This window comes from Streptacidiphilus jiangxiensis (assembly GCF_900109465.1).
GTDB lineage: Bacteria > Actinomycetota > Actinomycetes > Streptomycetales > Streptomycetaceae > Streptacidiphilus > Streptacidiphilus jiangxiensis.
On sequence record NZ_FOAZ01000004.1, the window covers coordinates 161,120 to 178,936 of the forward strand.

General features: G+C 72.1%; 12 protein-coding genes and 2 pseudogenes. 11 read left to right on the forward strand and 3 right to left on the reverse strand.

All coding sequences use genetic code 11. The features are described 5' to 3' along the window. Nucleotides 1-22 precede the first annotated feature (22 nt). Nucleotides 23-1,765, forward strand: coding sequence for a sensor histidine kinase (locus BMY61_RS48760; protein WP_052438241.1), 1,743 nt, complete (start codon nucleotides 23-25; stop codon nucleotides 1,763-1,765). Beyond that, nucleotides 1,756-2,445, forward strand: a complete 690-nt coding sequence (locus tag BMY61_RS09665; protein ID WP_042441807.1) for a response regulator transcription factor — start codon at nucleotides 1,756-1,758, stop codon at nucleotides 2,443-2,445. Before BMY61_RS48760 ends, BMY61_RS09665 begins: the two co-directional genes overlap by 10 nt. Nucleotides 2,446-2,506: 61 nt before the next feature. Here BMY61_RS09665 and BMY61_RS09670 read toward each other — a convergent pair whose 3' ends face one another. Continuing rightward, nucleotides 2,507-4,978 (reverse strand): DNA gyrase/topoisomerase IV subunit A, encoded by a 2,472-nt coding sequence (locus BMY61_RS09670; protein WP_042441806.1) that lies wholly within the window; start codon nucleotides 4,976-4,978, stop codon nucleotides 2,507-2,509. Nucleotides 4,979-5,186: 208 nt separating this feature from the next. On the opposite strand from BMY61_RS09670, the gene BMY61_RS09675 reads away from it, so the two are divergent. Beyond that, complete coding sequence (locus BMY61_RS09675; RefSeq protein WP_042441805.1) at nucleotides 5,187-6,512, forward strand: M16 family metallopeptidase; 1,326 nt, start codon at nucleotides 5,187-5,189, stop codon at nucleotides 6,510-6,512. Continuing rightward, nucleotides 6,509-7,894: a M16 family metallopeptidase gene (locus BMY61_RS09680; protein WP_042441804.1), complete on the forward strand. Its 1,386-nt coding sequence runs from the start codon at nucleotides 6,509-6,511 to the stop codon at nucleotides 7,892-7,894. The genes BMY61_RS09675 and BMY61_RS09680 overlap by 4 nt, the downstream gene beginning before the upstream one ends. Nucleotides 7,895-7,973: 79 nt before the next feature. On the opposite strand, the gene BMY61_RS09685 is transcribed toward BMY61_RS09680, so the two are convergent. Continuing rightward, entirely contained in the window at nucleotides 7,974-9,248 is a 1,275-nt protein-coding gene (locus BMY61_RS09685; RefSeq protein WP_082014645.1) for an MFS transporter, read from the reverse strand. Between the two features lie 171 nt (nucleotides 9,249-9,419). On the opposite strand from BMY61_RS09685, the gene BMY61_RS09690 reads away from it, so the two are divergent. The 4 genes and pseudogenes from BMY61_RS09690 to BMY61_RS47505 form a co-directional block, all read left to right on the forward strand. After that, complete coding sequence (locus tag BMY61_RS09690) at nucleotides 9,420-10,118, forward strand: TetR/AcrR family transcriptional regulator (protein WP_042441803.1); 699 nt, start codon at nucleotides 9,420-9,422, stop codon at nucleotides 10,116-10,118. 165 nt (nucleotides 10,119-10,283) lie between these two features. Further along, the gene (locus tag BMY61_RS09695) at nucleotides 10,284-11,795 is read left to right on the forward strand and encodes an MFS transporter (protein WP_042441802.1); all 1,512 of its coding nucleotides are present in this window, start codon (nucleotides 10,284-10,286) and stop codon (nucleotides 11,793-11,795) included. Nucleotides 11,796-12,152: 357 nt separating this feature from the next. Further along, nucleotides 12,153-13,346 carry an RtcB family protein gene (locus BMY61_RS09700; protein WP_042441801.1) on the forward strand — a complete coding sequence of 398 codons (1,194 nt, stop codon included), beginning with the start codon at nucleotides 12,153-12,155 and terminating at the stop codon, nucleotides 13,344-13,346. Between the two features lie 59 nt (nucleotides 13,347-13,405). Then, a pseudogene (locus BMY61_RS47505) lies at nucleotides 13,406-14,293 on the forward strand (outer membrane protein assembly factor BamB family protein); the annotation flags it as partial. A 48-nt stretch (nucleotides 14,294-14,341) separates the two neighbouring features. Here the strand turns inward: BMY61_RS47505 and BMY61_RS47510 are convergent. Next, nucleotides 14,342-14,599, reverse strand: a pseudogene (locus BMY61_RS47510) (GNAT family N-acetyltransferase); the annotation flags it as partial. Between the two features lie 174 nt (nucleotides 14,600-14,773). Here BMY61_RS47510 and BMY61_RS09720 point away from each other — a divergent pair. The 3 genes from BMY61_RS09720 (at nucleotide 14,774) to BMY61_RS09730 (ending at nucleotide 17,782) form a co-directional block, all read left to right on the forward strand. Next, nucleotides 14,774-15,850 carry a hypothetical protein gene (locus BMY61_RS09720; RefSeq protein WP_042441799.1) on the forward strand — a complete coding sequence of 359 codons (1,077 nt, stop codon included), beginning with the start codon at nucleotides 14,774-14,776 and terminating at the stop codon, nucleotides 15,848-15,850. Between the two features lie 34 nt (nucleotides 15,851-15,884). After that, nucleotides 15,885-16,988, forward strand: coding sequence for a hypothetical protein (locus tag BMY61_RS09725; protein ID WP_042441798.1), 1,104 nt, complete (start codon nucleotides 15,885-15,887; stop codon nucleotides 16,986-16,988). A gap of 92 nt (nucleotides 16,989-17,080) precedes the next feature. After that, nucleotides 17,081-17,782 (forward strand): response regulator transcription factor, encoded by a 702-nt coding sequence (locus tag BMY61_RS09730; RefSeq protein WP_236655806.1) that lies wholly within the window; start codon nucleotides 17,081-17,083, stop codon nucleotides 17,780-17,782. Nucleotides 17,783-17,817 lie beyond the last annotated feature (35 nt).

Here is a 17,817-nt window from a genome sequence, read left to right on the forward strand (position 1 = left end):
CCGACGACGAGAGGGGGCGGACATGCCGCCGGTGCTGATGGACCGGGAGCCGTGGACCCTGGTGGTGATCGTGGTGCTGACCGCGGTGTGCGGGGTCGTGGCCGTGCGGGCGGAGCAGGCCGGGGCGCACCCCGGCGGCTCGGACGGAAAGGATCGCTTCCAGGTCCTGCTGGGGCGGGTCGGTTGGCCGCTCGCGGCCGCGCTGGTCGGGGCCGCCGCGTACGCGGCGGTGCTGGCGATGCTGATGGACCTGCACCTGCCCGACAGCTCCGGTACGGAGATCACGGTGGCGGGCTTCGGCGCGAGCGGCTTGCTCGCGTCGGCGCTGCTCGTGACGGGTCTGCTGGTGGCGGCCCTGCCGTCGCCCCCGCGGACGGCCGTGCGGTGGCAGCTGCCGGTGGTCGCGGTCGTGAGCTGCGAAGCGCTCCTGGTGTCCGGGCCGTTCACGATGCCGCAGGGCCGGACGCCGATGGACCTGGTGGTCGGCGGCACGAGTGGGCTCGTGCTCGCGCTGCTCGCCTGGTGGGGCCTGCTGTGGCTGACTCGCCCCCGAGCCGGCGGAGCCGCCGCCGGAGTCGGAGTCGGAGCCGCTGCCCGAGCCGGAGCGGCAGCTGGTTCCGGGGCCGTGCCCGGCCCCGGGCACGCGTTCGGGTACACGTTCAGCGCCGGGCGCTGGGCGTTGCTGCTGCCGGGCCTGGTGGCGATGGTCGGGGACGTGCTGGGGCTCGAACTGTGGGTGCCCGCGTCGCCTGCGAACGGGATGCTCGTGCCCGCCTTGGCAGAGCTCGTGGTGGGTCTGCTGGTCCTGGCGTGGGTCGGCGTCGTCGTCCGGCGGTGGCCGGGTCCGGCGGCGGACTTCGTGGCCCTGGCCCTGACCGGGGTCGGCGCCTACGGGATCGCCCAGGGGGCGTTCGGGCGGACGCTGGTCGTCGTGGGGACGTTCGGCTCTCCCGGCGACCTGATGCCGGTGCTCCCTGCGGGCTTCGGTCACAACGCGGCGGTCCTCGGCGGGATCCAGGGAGCGATGCTGCTGGCGCTCGGTCTCTGGCTGGTGCCGCGCACGGTGCTGCCGGACGTGCGGCGTCTGCTGGGGCGTGCGCCGGACCCGGCGCTGAGTGCGCGCGTCCAGGTGCTGACCGAGACGCGGGCGGAGGCCGTCAGCACGGCCGCCGCCGAGCTGCGGCGGATCGAACGGGACCTGCACGACGGCGCGCAGGGGCGGCTGGTCGCCATCGGGATGAACCTGCGGGTGGCCGAGGGGCTGCTCGCCGAGCGCCCGCAGGAGGCGGCGGCGCTGATCGTGGAGGCCCGCCACGCCTCCGCCGCCGCGCTGGAGGAGCTGCGCGACCTGGTCCGCGGGATCTACCCGCCGATGCTGGCCGACCGAGGGCTCGGGGAGGCGCTGCGGGCGCTGGCGCTGGACCTGCCGCTGCCCTGCGAGACCGAGATCGAACTGCCCGAGCGGCTGGACGCGCCGGTGGAGTCGGCGGTGTACTTCGCCGTGGCCGAGGTGGTGACCAACGCCGTGCGGCACGCGGAGGCGACGGGTCTGCGGATCCGGGCGGAGCTCTCGGACGGCCTGCTACGCGTCGAGGTGACCGACGACGGCGTGGGTGGAGCGGCCCCCGCGGCCCCCGCGGACCCCACGGCGGGCAGCGGACTGGCCGGGGTGGAACGGCGGTTGGCGGCGTTCGATGGCATTCTGGCGATCAGCAGCCCGCCCGGGGGGCCGACGATCGTGGTGATGGAGGTGCCATGCCCATAGGGCACGCCCGGCTGCCCGAAGGGCCGGTCCGGCTGGTCGTCGCGGAGGATCTCTACCTGTTGCGCGAGGGCCTGGTGCGGCTGCTCAAGGCGCGCGGCTTCGAGATCGCGGCGGCGACCGACAGCGCGTCGGCCCTGCTGGACGCGCTGCTGGAACACCGGCCCGATCTCGCGATCGTGGACATCCGGCTGCCGCCGACCAACACCGACGACGGCCTGCGGGCGGCCCTCGCCGCGCGGGAGCGACTGCCCGGGCTGCCGATCCTGCTGCTGTCGCAGTACGTCGAGCCGGTGTACGCGCAGGAGCTGTTGGCCGACCAGGAGGGCGGGGTCGGCTATCTGCTGAAGGACCGGGTCTTCTCCGACGACCAGTTCGTCGACGCGATCCGGACCGTCGTCGCCGGTGGCACGGTGATGGACCCGCAGGTGGTCACCAAGCTGCTGGGTCGCCGCAGCCGCAGCGAGCCGCTGGCCCGCCTGTCGGAGCGGGAGCGCCGGGTGCTCGAGCTGATGGCCGAGGGCCGGTCCAACAGCGCGATCGCGAACCGGCTGTTCGTCAGCGAGAAGGCCGTGTCCAAACACAGCACCAGCATCTTCACCAAGCTGGAGCTGGCGCCGTCCGACGACGACAACCGCCGGGTGCTGGCGGTGCTCGCCTACCTGATGGCGACCCCGAGGTAGCCGCGGGGCGCGAGAGGGCGGCAAGGCCGAGGCCTTGCCGCCCTCCCTCGTCACGACCGGATCAGGTCGCGGTCGCCACGCAGGTGATCTCCTTGGCCAGCGGGACACCGGAGCCGTCGCGGCGCGGGTCGCGGGCCGGGAGCTCGGCAGGGGATCCGTTGGCCGTGGCCGCACGGGCCGGGGTGGAGCCGGCCCAGGCGAAGACGAGCTTGTCCTCGCCCTTCAGGAAGCGCTGGCAGCGGACGCCGCCGGTGGCCCGGCCCTTGCGCGGGTACTGCTCGAACGGCGTGGCCTTGGCCGTGCCCTGGCCCATCCCGTCGAGCGCGTCCGTGGCGCCGGAGACGGTGACGACCACGGCGTCCTGGGCCGGGTCGACGGCCGTGAAGGAGAGCACCTTCGCATCGTCGGCGAGCTTGATGCCCGCCATGCCGCCCGCCGGGCGGCCCTGCGGGCGGACCTGGCCGGCCGGGTAGCGCAGCAGCTGCGCGTCGGAGGTGATGAAGACCAAGTCCTCCTCGCCGGTGCGCAGTTCGATGGCGCCGACGACGCGGTCGCCGTCCTTGAGGGCGATGATCTCGAACTCGTCCTTGTTGTCCGGCCAGTCGGGCACGACGCGCTTGACCACGCCTTGCTCGGTGCCGAGGGCGAGGCCGGGCGAGGACTCGTCGAGCGTGGTCAGCGCGAGGACGGACTCGCCGGTGTCGAGCTTGACGAACTCGGCGACCTTCGCGCCGCCCGCCAGCGCGGGGGTGTGCGCGCTGGGCGGCAGCTGCGGCAGGTCGATCACCGGCAGCCGCAGCACGCGGCCCGCGTCGGTGACGACGCCGATGTGGCCGCGGGCGGTGGCCGGGACCGCCGAGACGATCACGTCGTGCCGGGCGCGCTTGCCGTCGGAGCCGTCCGGGCCGTCCACGTCCGGAGCAGGAGCCTCGGCGTCGGCGGTGCGGGCCAGCAGGCCGGTGGAGGAGAGCAGCACCCGGCACGGGTCGTCCGCGACCTCCAGCGGAACGGCGGTGGTGGCCACCGAGCCGGCCTCCAGCAGCACGGTGCGCCGCTCGGTGCCGAACTTCTTCGCCACGGCGGCGAGTTCGTCGGAGACGAGCTTGCGCAGCACGGCGTCCGACTCGAGGATCTCGGTCAGCGCCGCGATCTCGGCGTTGAGCTTCTCCTGCTCCGCCTCCAGCTCGATCCGGTCGAACCGGGTGAGCCGGCGCAGCGGGGTGTCGAGGATGTAGGCGGTCTGCGTCTCGGACAGGCCGAAGCGCTCGATCAGGCGCTCCTTGGCCTGCCCCGAGTTGTCACTCGACCGGATGATCGAGATGACCTCGTCGATGTCGATGAGCGCGGTGAGCAGACCCTCGACCAGGTGCAACCGGTCCTGGCGCTTGCGGCGGCGGAAGTCGCTGCGTCGGCGGACCACCTCGAAGCGGTGGTCGACGTAGACCTCGAGCAGCTCCTTCAGGCCCAGCGTCAGCGGCTGGCCGTCGACCAGGGCGACGTTGTTGATGCCGAAGGTCTCCTCCATCGGCGTCAGCTTGTAGAGCTGCTCCAACAGCGCCTCGGGCACGAAGCCGTTCTTGACCTCGATGACCAGACGCAGGCCGTGGGCACGGTCCGTCAGGTCCTTGACGTCGGCGATGCCCTGGATCTTCTTGGCGTTGACCAGATCCTTGATCTTGGCGATGACCTTCTCCGGGCCGACCGTGAACGGCAGCTCGGTGACGACCAGGCCCTTGCGGCGCGGGGTGACGTCCTCGACGGAGACCTTGGCGCGGATCTTGAACGTGCCGCGGCCGTTCTCGTAGGCGTCGCGGATGCCGTCCAGGCCGACGACCAGACCGCCGGTGGGCAGGTCGGGGCCGGGGACGAAGCGCATCAGCGCGTCGAGGTCCGCATTCGGGTAGCGGATCAGGTGGCGGGCGGCGGCGACGACCTCGGAGAGGTTGTGCGGCGGCATGTTGGTGGCCATGCCGACCGCGATGCCGGAGACGCCGTTGACGAGCAGGTTCGGGAAGGCGGAGGGGAGGACCTCCGGCTCCTGCTCGCTGCCGTCGTAGTTGGGCCGGAACTCGACGGTGTCCTCGTCGATCGTCTCGACCATGGCCATGGCGGCCTCGGTGAGCCGGGCCTCGGTGTAACGCATGGCGGCCGGCGGGTCGTCGTTGCCCAGCGAACCGAAGTTGCCGTGGCCGTCGATCAGCGGCAGCCGCATCGAGAACGGCTGGGCCATGCGCACGAGGGTGTCGTAGATGGCGGTGTCGCCGTGCGGGTGCAGGCGGCCCATCACCTCGCCCACGACACGGGCGCTCTTGACGTGGCCGCGGTCGGGCCGCAGGCCCATTTCGTTGGCCTGGTAGAGGACACGCCGGTGGACGGGCTTGAGACCGTCCCTGGCGTCGGGGAGCGCCCGGGAGTAGATCACCGAGTAGGCGTACTCCAGGTAGGAGCTCTGCATCTCGTCCACCACGTCGACGTCGAGGATGCGCTCCTCGAAATCCTCTGGCGGAGGGGTCTGCGAACTGCGGCGGGCCATCGCGGCGGCGCTCCCTAGGACGGCATGCGCGCCTCCGGCGGAACCGGTCGGTGGGCATGGGTGGGCATGGTCGGGGACCATTCTGGACCAGCGGGGTGACAAACCCGGCCACCGCGTCCCCTGCCGGTGCAGCACAATGGGGCTTTCGGGGGTTCATCACCCCGGACGACGAGTCTCGATCGTGTGCAGACCGGAAGGAACGACGCGGATGGCCCAAGGATTCACCATCAGCGAGCACACCCTGGCCAACGGGCTGAGGGTCGTGCTCTCCGAGGACCACCTCACCCCGGTCGCCGCGGTCTGCCTCTGGTACGACGTCGGCTCCCGCCACGAGGTGGAGGGGCGCACCGGGCTGGCCCACCTCTTCGAGCACCTGATGTTCCAGGGCTCGGCGCAGGTTTCCGGCAACGGCCACTTCGAGCTGGTGCAGGCGGCCGGCGGTTCGCTCAACGGGACCACCAGCTTCGAGCGCACCAACTACTTCGAGACCATGCCCGCGCACCAGCTGGAGCTGGCGCTGTGGCTGGAGGCCGACCGGATGGGCTCGCTGCTCGCCGCGCTCGACCAGGAGAGCCTCGACAACCAGCGCGCTGTCGTGAAGAACGAGCGCCGCCAGCGCTACGACAACGTGCCCTACGGCACCGCCTTCGAGCGGCTGACGGCGATGGCGTTCCCCGACGGCCATCCCTACCACCACACGCCCATCGGTTCGATGGAGGACCTGGACGCCGCCACCCTCGGCGACGCGCAGGACTTCTTCCGCACCTACTACGCGCCCAACAACGCGGTGCTGGCCGTGGTCGGCGACATCCACCCGGAGCAGACGTTCGCGTGGGTGGAGAAGTACTTCGGCTCGATCCCCGCCCACGACGGCAAGCGCCCGCCGCGCGACGGCGCCACCATCGTGCGCCCCGCGGACGCGCCGATGCGCGAGCACGTCGTTGCCGAGGTCCCCTCGCGCGCCGTCATGCAGGCGTACCCGCTGCCGCTGGACGGCACCCGCCAGGCCGACGCGGCCGACCTGGCGCTGACCATCCTCGGCTCCGGCGAGTCCAGCCGCCTCTACAACCGCCTGGTCCGCCACGACCGTTCGGCCGTCACCGCCGGCTTCGGCCTGCTGCGCCTCGCGGGCGCGCCGTCGCTCGGCTGGCTCGACTCCAAGACCTCCGGCGAGGCGACGGTCGAGGCCGTCGAGGCCGCCATCGACGAGGAGCTCGCCCGCTTCGCCGCCGAGGGCCCCACGGCCGCGGAGCTGGAGCGCGCGCAGGCGCAGATCGAGCGCGAGTGGCTCGACCGGCTCGACACCGTCGGCGGCCGCGCGGACGAACTGTGCCGTTACGCCGTCCTGTTCGGCGACCCGAAGCTCGCCGACACCGCCCTCGCCCGGGTGCTGGGCGTGACCGCGGAGGAGATCCAGGCGGTCGCCCAGAAGTACCTGACGCCGGACAACCGCGCGGTGCTGACGTACGAGCCGTCCGTCACCGCCCAGGACTCAGAAGGCCAGATCGACGAGGACGAGGAGGTGCAGGCATGACCATCGCCTCCACCATGACCTTCCACCCGCGCCCCGAGCCGGGGCAGCCGACCCCGTGGAACTTCCCGGCGCCGACCCGCGCCACCCTGCCCAACGGCCTGACGGTGCTGCGCTGCGACCGTCCCGGCCAGGCGCTGGTCGCCGCCGAGCTGGTGCTGGACGTACCGCTCGCGGCCGAGCCGCGCGAGCAGGAGGGCGTCTCCACGATCCTGGCCCGGGCCTTCTCCGAGGGCACCGAGTCGCTGACGGCGGAGGAGTTCGCCGCGGAGCTGGAGCGCGCGGGCGCCAACCTGGACGCCCACGCCGACCACACCGTGCTGCGGGTCTCCCTGGAGGTCCCGGCATCGCGGTTGGAGCGCGGTCTCGCGCTGATGGCCGACGCGGTCCGCGCGCCGGCCTTCCCGGAGCACGAGATCGAGCGGCTGGTCGCCAACCGCCTCGACGAGATCGTCCACGAGCAGGCCAACCCGGCCCGCCGCGCCGCGATCGCCTTCTATGCGGAGCTGTTCGACGCCGCCGACCGCCTGTCGCGGCCGCGGTCCGGCAGCGCGGAGACGGTCGAGGCGATCGACCGCGCCGCGGTGACCTCGTTCTACGCCGCGCACGTGCGCCCCGCGACGGCCACCCTCGTCATCGTCGGCGACTTCTCCGCCGTCGACTTCGACGCGGTGCTGGCCGCCACGATCGGCCAGTGGACGGGGACTCCCGGCACCCACGCCGGCTTCGCGCCGGTGCACGGCGACGACACCGGCCGCGTCGTCATCGTCGACCGCCCCGGCTCGGTGCAGACGCAGCTGCTGATCGGCCGGGTCGGCCCCGACCGCCACGACCCCTCCTGGGCGGCGCAGATCCTCGGCACGTACTGCCTGGGCGGCACGCTGACCTCCCGTCTGGACAGGGTCCTGCGCGAGGAGAAGGGCTACACCTACGGTGTCCGGGCCTTCGCCCAGCCGCTGCGCTCCGGCGCGGACGGCTCGGGCCGGGCGCTGCTCGCCATCTCCGGCTCGGTGGACACCGAGTCCACCGCCCCTGCCCTGGCGGACACCTGGCAGATCCTGCGCACGCTCGCGGCGGAGGGCCTGACGGACGAGGAGCGCGACGTCGCGGTCCAGAACCTGGTCGGTGTGGCACCACTGCGCTACGAGACGGCGTCGGCCGTCTGCTCCACCCTGGCGGACCAGGTGGAGCAGGAGCTGCCGGACAACTACCAGGCCGAGGTCTACCGCGAGTTGGCCGAGACGACGACGGCCGCGGCCACCGCAGCCGTCGTCGCCGCGTTCCCCCCGGAGCGCCTGGTCGCGATCCTCGTCGGTGACGCTGCGACGATCGCCGCACCGCTGAAGGACCTGGGCCTGGGTGAGGTCACCGTCATCACGGCCTGATGGCCAGGGGCGCGGGGCTCTGCTGATGTGCGGCTCCGCCGCTCAGGCGCGAGCAACCACCGGCGTGCGGATGGCCCTGTTACTCGGGGACCATCTGCTCGTCGGTGGCCTGTCGCGCAGTTCCCCGCGCCCCCGAGCGTGGTGCAGCCTCGGGACGTCCGCTCAGCACCCGCCAGCCCAACAGCGCGGTGAGCGCCAGGCACACGCCCGAGACGGAGAAGCCCGCCCGCGCGCCCAGGTGCTGGATCACCGCCGCCACCGCCACGCCCGTGAGTGGGACGGAGCCGGGGAGGGCCATCGACCACAGGCCCATGACGCGGCCGCGCATCTCCGGGGCGGAGCGCAGTTGGGCCAGGGTGTTGGCGGACGCGATGAACCAGATCGAGGTCAGGCCCGTCAGGGCCATCGCGGTGAAGGCCAGCGGGGTGGTTGGCGCCCACGCCGTCAGCAGGATCGACGCGCCCGTCGCCAGGGCAAGCGCGCGGACCCTGCGGCCCGTCGGTTCCGGTGAGCCCGCCGCCAGCAGCGCGCCGGGGAGGCCGCCCACGCCGAACGCGGCCAGCAGCGCGCCGTAGCCGCCGCCACCGAGGTGCAGCGCGCGCTGGGCGAGCGTCGGCAGGGCGAGGTTCATCGTGAAGAGGATGCCGCTCGCCGCGGCCATCGGCAGCAGCACCCGCAGCAGCGGCGTCGACCAGGCGTAGCGCAGGCCGGCGCGGATCGCGCCCCGCTCCCGGGGCGGCCGCGCGGACGCGGGGACGGCACCGGGGACCCGGAGGCGGCGCAGCACCAGCAGCGGGGCGACGAAGGCGGCAGCGTTCACCAGGAAGCACCAGGTCGCGCCGCCGGTGGCGAGCAGCGCTCCGCCGAGCGCGGGGCCCATGACGCGGGACGCGTTGAGGGCGACCTCCCACAGGCCCACCGCGCTGGCGACCGCGTCACGGCCGACCAAGTCGACGACCAGGACCTGGCGGGCGGGGCCGTCCACCGAGGAGACCACGCCGAAGAGCAGCGCCACGGCCATGATCACCCAGACGCCGAGGTGTCCGGTGGCGTTCAGCGCGGCGAGCAGTGCGCCGAGCGCGAGCATCAGCGCCTGTGTGACGAGGAGCAGGCGCCGCCGGTCGTGTCGGTCGACGAGCGCTCCGGCCCAGGGGCCGAGCAGCAGCAGCGGACCCCAGGAGCAGATGGTGAACGCGCTGAGCCAGAACGCGTCCCCGGTCCGCTGGAGGATGACCCAGGACAGGGCCACGCTCTGTGTCATGCCCCCGGACGCGGACAGCACCTGGGCGCCGAACCACCACCGGAAGTCCCGTCGTCGCAGCGCGACGCCCACTGTGGCTAGCGTTTTCCGCATCGAGCCCTCCCCTGTTCCGCTCCCCAATTGGACTAGACCTTAGCCTCTTCACAGAAGTGTGACGTAGGTCACATTCGATAGGGGCATTTCCGGGGAGCATCTCCCCGTTTAGCTGTTTGAATAGAAAGCGGGGACAGCATCCCCGCTTCTGCACCGGAGAAAGGAGTCGCCGTGGTCCAGGTACCGGTCACCGAGAAGGCCGAGAAGCCCGCCACGGGGCTTCGCCGGCGAGCCGACGCGGCCCGCAACCGGGCCCGCATCCTCGAGGCCGCACAGGACGCCTTCATCGAGCACGGCGCGGACGTGCCGCTCGACGAGATCGCCCGCCGCGCCGGGATCGGCAACGCCACCGTCTACCGGCACTTCCCGGACCGGCGCGCGCTCGTGCGCGGCGTTGTCCTGGAGGTCATGGAACGAGCCATCGGCGTGGCCGAGCAGGCCTACGCGGAGGAGACCGACCCCTTCGAGGCGCTGAGCCGCCTCGTGCACGACTCCGTCAACTGGAAGATCGGCGCCCTGTGCACGATGCTCTCCGAGTGGACGGACCTCGAGGAGCCCGAGGTCTTCGCGACCAAGGAGCGCCTCGACACCATCGCCCGGACCATCGTCGGTGCGGCGCAGGCAGCGGGCAGCATGCGTGAGGACGTCGGCAGCGACGACGTCTTCATGGCGGTCGCCCAGTTGGTGCGACCGTTCCCCGGCGCCCCCTACGACAGCCTCCAGCCTTTCGTGCACCGCCACCTGCAGTTGCTGCTCGACGGTCTCCGGGCACCCGCCCGGACGCCGCTGCCGGGCAGCCCGCAGACGCTGGAGGACGTCCGCCGCGAGTGTCTGCTGTCGCGCGCCGCGCGGCGCATCTGCCGGCAATGACGCCGCAGCCCTGATCCGTCACCCTTTCGCTTTCGTCTTCGCTTTCGCCTTCGACTTCGACGCGCGCGCCGACACGCCGCGTTCGCGTTCGCGAGCAACACCGTCATCGTCACCGTCACGCCCGCCGACCGTGGGCTCATGCCGTCCTGTTACGGGGAAACACTCATGTCTGCTTCCGCATCGGTCGCGCCTGTCGATCAGGCCCAGCCGGACCCGAGGCGCTGGAAAGCGCTCATCTTCATCGCCATCGCGCAGCTGATGGTCGTCCTGGACGCCACCGTCGTGAACATCGCCCTGCCGCACGCGCAGGCCGATCTGCACATCTCCGACGCCAACCGCCAGTGGGTCATCACCGCCTACAGCCTGGCCTTCGGTGGCCTGCTGCTCTTCGGCGGTCGCGTGGCGGACCTGTGGGGGCGCAAGAAGGCCTTCATCGTCGGCCTGATCGGCTTCGCGCTGGCCTCGGCCATCGGCGGCGCGTCGGTCAACGCCGGCATGCTGCTCGGGGCGCGTGCCCTGCAGGGTGTCTTCGGTGCGCTGCTGGCCCCGGCCGCGCTCTCGCTGCTCGCGGTCACCTTCACCGAGGCCAAGGAGCGCGCGACCGCGTTCGGCATCTTCGGCGCCATCGCCGGCGCCGGCGGCGCGGTCGGCCTGCTGCTGGGTGGTGCGCTGACCGAGTACGCCAACTGGCGCTGGGCCCTGTATGTCAACATCATCTTCGCGATCGTCGCGGTGGCCGGTTCGATGGTCTTCGTCCACGAGCGTGAGGACGAGCGCAACCGCAACCGCCTCGACATCCCCGGCGTGCTGCTGGCCACCTCCGGCCTGGTCGCCCTGGTCTACGGCTTCACCAAGGCGGAGGAGTCCGGCTGGGGTTCCGCCGTCACCATCGGCCTGTTCGTGGCCTCCGCGGTGCTGCTCTCGCTGTTCGTCCTGGTGGAGTCCCGCACCAGGCACCCGCTGCTGCCGCTGCGCGTCGTGCTGAACCGCAACCGCGGTGGCGCCTACCTCGGCCTCGGCCTCGCCATCATCGGCATGTTCGGTCTGTTCCTGTTCATGACCTACTACCTGCAGGGCATCAAGCAGTACAGCCCGGTCATGACCGGCGTCGCCTTCCTGCCCATGGTCGTCGGCATGATCACCGGCTCGACGCAGATCGGCGCCCGCCTGATGAACCGCGTCCCGGCGCGCTGGCTGATGGGCCCGGGCCTGCTGGTGGCCGCGCTGGGCATGCTGATGCTCACGCAGATGCACGTGGACAGCAACTACTGGACGCTGATCCTGCCGGCCGAGTTCCTGCTCGGTATCGGCATGGGTACCTCGTTCATGCCGGCCATGAGCCTGTCGACCCTCGGCGTGCAGCCGCAGGACGCGGGCGTCGCCTCCGCGATGATCAACACCTCGCAGCAGGTCGGCGGCTCCATCGGCACCGCGCTGCTGAACACCATCGCGGCCAGCGCCACGACCAGCTGGCTGGTCGCCCACCACTCCACCGACCAGCACAACCCGCTTGCGGCGGTGCACGGTTACGACGTGGCCATCTGGTGGGCCGTGGGCATCATGTTCTTCGCCTCGCTGCTGGTCTTCGTCCTGGTCAACGCGGGCCGTCCGGAGCACCACACGGTGGCCGGCTCCGGCGCCGAGCAGGACGCGGGCGTCCCGGTCGTCATGCACTGACGCTGACGCCTCGTCAACGACGAAGCCCCCGACCCCTCCGGGTCGGGGGCTTCGTCGTGCCCGTCGTCGTACCCGTGATCGGTAAATGCGTTGCGACCCCTCCCACGCCCATGGCTAGATAGGCGCAGCGACCGGACGTGACAGGCCGGTCCCCGAGACGGTGGAGAGGAGGCAGTCCCATGCGGGTCGAGAAGCAAGCCCGGTGCCACATCAGCACCGAGGCCGCCTCCCTGCGGCGACGCCCCTCCACCGCCCTCGGCTTCCGCCGCTGAGGCGGCGATCCCCTCCCGCGCGACCGCGCTCCTCCGCGCCGGTGCGCCCTCAGACTTGTAGCCTGTTCCCAGGAGAACACTTCCCATGTCGTACACCGAGATTCCGGGCATCAACGTGCCCATCCGCATGTGGACCGACCCCGCGACGGTCGAGGGCCAGGCCCTCCAGCAGCTGCGCAACATCTCCTCGCTCCCGTGGATCCACGGCCTCGCCGTCATGCCCGACGTCCATCTGGGCAAGGGCGCGACGGTCGGTTCCGTGATCGCCATGAAGGGCGCGGTCTGCCCGGCCGCGGTCGGCGTGGACATCGGCTGCGGCATGAGCGCGGTCAAGACCTCGCTCACCGCCCGTGACCTGCCCGACGACCTGAGCCGGCTGCGCTCGAAGATCGAGCAGGCGATCCCGGTCGGCCGCGGCATGCACGCCGACCCGGTCCGGCCGGGCAGCATCCACGGCTTCGCCACCGGCGGCTGGGACGACTTCTGGTCCCGCTTCGACGGCCTGACCCCGGCGGTGAAGGCGCGGCGCGAGCGCGCGTTGCAGCAGATGGGCTCGCTCGGCTCGGGCAACCACTTCATCGAGGTCTGCCTCGACAAGTCGGGCGCGGTCTGGCTGATGCTGCACTCGGGCTCGCGCAACATCGGCAAGGAGCTCGCCGAGTACCACATCGGCGTGGCCCGCTCGCTCCCGCACAACCTGAACCTGGTCGACCGCGACCTGGCGGTCTTCATCGCGGCGACCCCGCAGATGCAGTCCTACCGGGACGACCTGTTCTGGGCGCAGGAGTACGCGAAGCGCAACCGCGCGGTCATGATGGCGCTCTTCCAGTCCGTCGTGAGCAGGGAGTTCCGCAAGGCCAAGGTCACCTACGACCAGGTCATCTCCTGCCACCACAACTACGTGGCGGAGGAGCGCTACGACGGCGAGGACCTGCTGGTCACCCGCAAGGGCGCGATCCGCGCCGGCGCGGGCGACTACGGCATCATCCCCGGCTCGATGGGCACCGGTTCGTACATCGTCCGCGGCCTGGGCAACGTCGACGCGTTCAACTCCGCCTCGCACGGTGCGGGTCGCAAGATGTCCCGTTCCGCGGCGAAGCGCAAGTTCGGCGTCCGCGACCTGGTGGAGCAGACGCACGGCGTGGAGTGCCGTAAGGACTCCGGCGTCGTCGACGAGATCCCGGGCGCGTACAAGCCGATCGAGAAGGTCATGGCGCAGCAGACCGATCTCGTCGAGGTCGTGGCGCAGCTGAAGCAGGTCGTCTGCGTCAAGGGCTGACAGCGGCGGGCACGAGCACGAGCACGGGAATCAGGGGGAGCCGGAGCGTGGCCGAGGACGTGCTGTGGGAGCGGGACCTGCATCAGCGGGGTTCCGGGCGCACGCTCGCCGTCGGAGGCGACTGTGTCGTCGTCCACGAGCGCTGGACCCGGCTGGTCTGCCTTGAGCGGCAGGACGGCCGGGTCCGCTGGGACGCGCCCTTCGGCCTCTGGCCGCGCTCCGTCGTGGTCCACGGGGACCGCTGCTACGGCATCGCGCAGAACGTCGATGCGCTCACCTGCTGGGACGTGCGCACCGGGGCGGTCCTGTGGACCGTCCCGCTGCCGCGTTTCACCGGTTACCTCACCGCGGTCGACGACACCGTGCTCGTCGGTGGCTGGCGCGGCTACACCGACCTGACGGCCCTCGACGCGGACACCGGGCAGGTGCGGTGGAGCACGTTCGGGCGCCCGGCCACCGTCCACCCCCTCGCCGTCGGCCAGGGGGTTCTGGTCGCGGCACCCGATGGCGACGAGGTGCGCCTTCTCGACGTCCGGGACGGCCAGGTGCTGCGTTGCTGGACCCTGCCCGAACCGCTGCGGTCCCAGGACTACGCGCAGATCTTCACCCGCGCCGGCTCCGACCGGATTCTCGCCCCCTGCGGGCGGCGCACCGTCGTCGAACTGCGCCCGGACACGGGTGACCTGCGCACCCTGCTGCGACACGATCGGGACCTCGCTCCGGTCCGGGCGCGGGTCGCCGGGGGACTGCTGTGGGTGTGGGACACGGCGGGTTGTGCCGCCTACGATCCCGAGGACGGGGCGCCGCGGTGGCGGGTCGACCTCCGGCAGCGACTGGCTCCCGGCGTCGTGGCTGTCGGGGACGGGTATGTCCTCGGCGGGGACCAGGGCACGCTGCTGCGGCTGGACCGTGCAGGCCGGGTGGCCCGACGCACCTCGGTCAGCCGGCGCATCGCGGCTGTGCGCGGGGCGGGTCCGACCGAGGATCCCGACATTCTGGAGGGTTCCGGTGAGCCGGTCGGCGTCGCGCAGCCGCAGCACCCAGTTGCACCAACTGGTCGCCGGGTCGGGGGACCCGGCGACCAGTCGCGCGTAACGGGCCCGGAGCTCGGCCGTGGTCTGCGGGGCGCCGCCGATGAAGGTGTGCAGGTCCGGGTCGGCCAGGACGGTGGCCATCTCCTCGGCGTGCTCGACCCGCAGGGGTAGCACGTCCAGTCGTGTGGTGGTGAAGGCCTCGGGTCGGATGATCGACATTCCGGCAGCCTCGCCGGACCACTGACGTGGCGTCAAGCCAGCGCGACACCTGTCTGTCTGCTGTGTGATCGCCCAGAAGCTTCCGGCTTCGACTGGGTTCGCCACCAATCGTCCTGAAGCACCCCGCCTTGCTTGAATCGGGCCCGCCCGGTCCGACCAACAACGGAGGCATGCATGGCCCACCGCTCCCTCACCCGCTTCACCAGTCGAAAGGCGCTGCTCGTCGGCGCTCTGCTGGTCCTGGCGACACCGGGTTCCGCGTATGCGAACAGTGTCGCGGTCACCGTGCGGACTCCGGGAGCCACCGCGGGCCCGACCGCGATCGACTCCTCCGTGTCCACCGACGCCCAGTGCGGCAGCGGTCTCGTCTCCGGCGGCGGGATCGACCAGGCCATCGGCACGGGCGCGGGCGTGAACGGCAACCACGTGCTGAGCAGCGAGCCCAGCTCGGACGGGACGAGCGAGTACACCGGCACGACGGGTGTCGTCGGCACCGACGTCGCCTACTGGATCGCCAGGGGCGGCAGTGGTGGGCAGGTCAACTCCTCCTTCTCGACCACGCCGTACGCGATGTGCCTCACCAGCACCCTGATCGGCCACACCCAGGTCGTGATGAACAAGGCCAACACCCCCACCACTGCCGCGACCGTGGGCCTGGCGACCGCGACCTGCCCGTCCGGCACGGTCCTGCTCGGTGGCGGTGCGCTGGTGACGCCGGGCAACACCGGCAACTTCAAGGTGATCGGCAGCTTCCCGACCTTCGCCGACAGCGCCCACGACCACGGGAAGATCGCCGCCGCCGACGGGGCGACCAACCCCGACTCATGGACGGCCGTCGGGTGGGACAACAGCACCAACGCCGCCAACGAGACCTACGCGTACGCGATCTGCAGCGGCAGCGGGATCAACGTCAGCGGCGTCACCGTGACCGTCCGGTTCGGTGAGGTGAGCGGGCCGAACACCGGCAGCACCGGCCAGAACGCGACCGCGACCTGCGGCAGCGGTGACGGGAAGCTGGTCAGCGGTGGTGCAGCCATCAGCAGCGGCGGCGTCAGCACCACGGACTTCACCGGGCCGGGTTCGGGAGGCGACCACCTCAACGGCAGCTTCCCGAGCGACTCCAGTGGCAACCCCGTCGCCAACGGGGCCACCACGGCGGCCTCGTGGACCGCGTTCGCGCACACCGGCGGCATGGCCTCGACGAGCAACCACACCGACGTCTGGGCGCTGTGCGCCAACGACGGTGTCTGAGAACGACGTTCACCCCCTGAGAGGCACAGGCTCCATGCAGCACACGAAGAACGACGACCGGACCACCCGCGCCGCACTGCTGCGCAGGGCGCTGGTCCCCGCCGCCGTCCTGGTCCTGGCCCTGCCCGGGGCCGCCGACGCGCACACCGCGAGCGTGACCGTCGCGAGCCCGGGACCGACGATCGGACCCGGGACGCCGTTCACCGGCGTCTCCTCCCATGCCGACTGCGCCCAGGGCCTGGTGACCGGCGGCGGTGCCGACCAGTCCACCGGCGACAACCGGGCCGGGAACGGCAACCACGTGATGGGCGTCGTTCCCAGCGCGGACGGCGTCACCGAGTACACCGGCACCCCGGGCGTCGTCGGCACGGACGCCACGCACTGGCTCGCGTTCGGCGGCAGCGGCAGCAACTCCAGCCCGGCGTTCGCCACCACCCCGTACGCGATGTGCCTGACCAGCAACGGTATCCGGCACACCCTGGTGGTCATGGCGAAGGCGCCCGGGCCCAGCGTCGGGCAGACGGCGCAGCTCGTCGTCGCCACCTGCCCGGCCGGGACGGAGCTGCTCGGCGGCGGGGCGCGGTCGACCCCGGCGAGCGTCGGCAGCCTCAAGCCGATCGCGAGCTACCCGACGTTCGCCGACGCCGCGCACGATTTTGGTGCCAAGGCCGCTGCCGACGGGGAGACCGACCCCGACTCCTGGGCGGCGGTCGGCGGCATCGGCGGCGGGCGTGACGACGACAACACCACCTACGCGTACGCCATCTGCACCGGTGAGGGCGTCGACGTGCGCCATCTCGCCACCACCGTCCGCTTCCACGAGGTGACCGGGCCGACGGCTGCCAGCACCAGCCAGGCGGTGACGGCCGGTTGCACCGACGACGACGGGGTGCTGGTCAGCGGTGGCGCCGCAGCGAGCGGCGGGAACGTGACGACGACCGACTTCACCAAGGCCGGGTCGGGGGGCACCCACCTGATCGGCAGCTTCCCGAGCGACGCTGCGGGCACCCCCGTCGCCGACGGGACCACGGCCGCCGACTGGACCGCCGACATCCACGCCGGCGGGTCGCCCTCGCCGAACACCTCCTCCGACGTCTGGGCGCTGTGCCTGAACGTCCGTCAAGGGCCGCGCGAGTAGCGCGGCGGGTGCGGCCGGGCCCCGGCCGCCGGGTCAGGGTCCAGCCGGACAGCCGAGTGTGATCGTGTACTGACTGTGAGTAGCATGGCCGCGTGGACAGCGACCTGGACGGGAGCGGTACGGCGGGTGTGCGGGTGGTCGTCGTGGACGACCACCCGCTGTTCCGGGAGGGGCTGCGTGCCGCCCTGGAGAGCACGCCGGACGTGCGGGTGGTCGCCGAGGCCGAGACGACGGCGGCGGCGCTGGACGCGGTGGCCGCGCAGCAGCCCGACGTGGTCGTGATGGACCTGTCGCTGCCGGACGTCTCCGGTATCGAGGCCACCAAGCGGCTGGCGCAGCTGCATCCGGGCCTGCCGGTGCTCATGCTGACCACCTCCGACGACGACGGCAGCCTGCTCGGCGCGCTGCAGGCCGGGGCACGCGGCTACCTGGTCAAGGGCGCCGGGCGCGACGAGGTGCTGCACGCCGTGCGGACCGTGGCGCACGGCGGCGCGGTCTTCAGCGGCGACGTGGCCGCGCGCATCTCCGCGCTGCTGACCGGCGGCGCGCGCCGTGACGCGGAGCAGCTCTTCCCGGAGCTGACCGCGCGGGAGGTCGAGGTGCTGGACCTGGTGGCGCGCGGCCTGGACAACCGGCGCATCGCCCGCGACCTGTTCCTGGCGGAGAAGACGGTCCGCAACCACATCTCGCACATCTTCGACAAGCTCGACGTCGCCTCCCGGGCCGAGGCCGCCGCGCGGGCGAGGGACGCGGGCCTGGGCGAGCCGTCCCGCCCGGCGGGTCCCACGCAGTGACGCGGACGGGACCGCCGCCCCATGCGCCCGGGACG

What these genes read in the sequence shown, in the direction of transcription:
- BMY61_RS09725 (WP_042441798.1), top strand. Translation starts at nt 15,885, where the DNA reads ATGCAGCACACGAAGAACGACGACCGGACCACCCGCGCCGCACTGCTG.
- BMY61_RS09680 (WP_042441804.1), top strand. Translation starts at nt 6,509, where the DNA reads ATGACCATCGCCTCCACCATGACCTTCCACCCGCGCCCCGAGCCGGGG.
- BMY61_RS09675 (WP_042441805.1), top strand. Translation starts at nt 5,187, where the DNA reads ATGGCCCAAGGATTCACCATCAGCGAGCACACCCTGGCCAACGGGCTG.
- BMY61_RS09685 (WP_082014645.1), bottom strand. Translation starts at nt 9,248, where the DNA reads ATGCGGAAAACGCTAGCCACAGTGGGCGTCGCGCTGCGACGACGGGAC.
- BMY61_RS09670 (WP_042441806.1), bottom strand. Translation starts at nt 4,978, where the DNA reads ATGGCCCGCCGCAGTTCGCAGACCCCTCCGCCAGAGGATTTCGAGGAG.
- BMY61_RS09700 (WP_042441801.1), top strand. Translation starts at nt 12,153, where the DNA reads ATGTCGTACACCGAGATTCCGGGCATCAACGTGCCCATCCGCATGTGG.
- BMY61_RS48760 (WP_052438241.1), top strand. Translation starts at nt 23, where the DNA reads ATGCCGCCGGTGCTGATGGACCGGGAGCCGTGGACCCTGGTGGTGATC.
- BMY61_RS09695 (WP_042441802.1), top strand. Translation starts at nt 10,284, where the DNA reads ATGTCTGCTTCCGCATCGGTCGCGCCTGTCGATCAGGCCCAGCCGGAC.
- BMY61_RS09665 (WP_042441807.1), top strand. Translation starts at nt 1,756, where the DNA reads ATGCCCATAGGGCACGCCCGGCTGCCCGAAGGGCCGGTCCGGCTGGTC.
- BMY61_RS09720 (WP_042441799.1), top strand. Translation starts at nt 14,774, where the DNA reads ATGGCCCACCGCTCCCTCACCCGCTTCACCAGTCGAAAGGCGCTGCTC.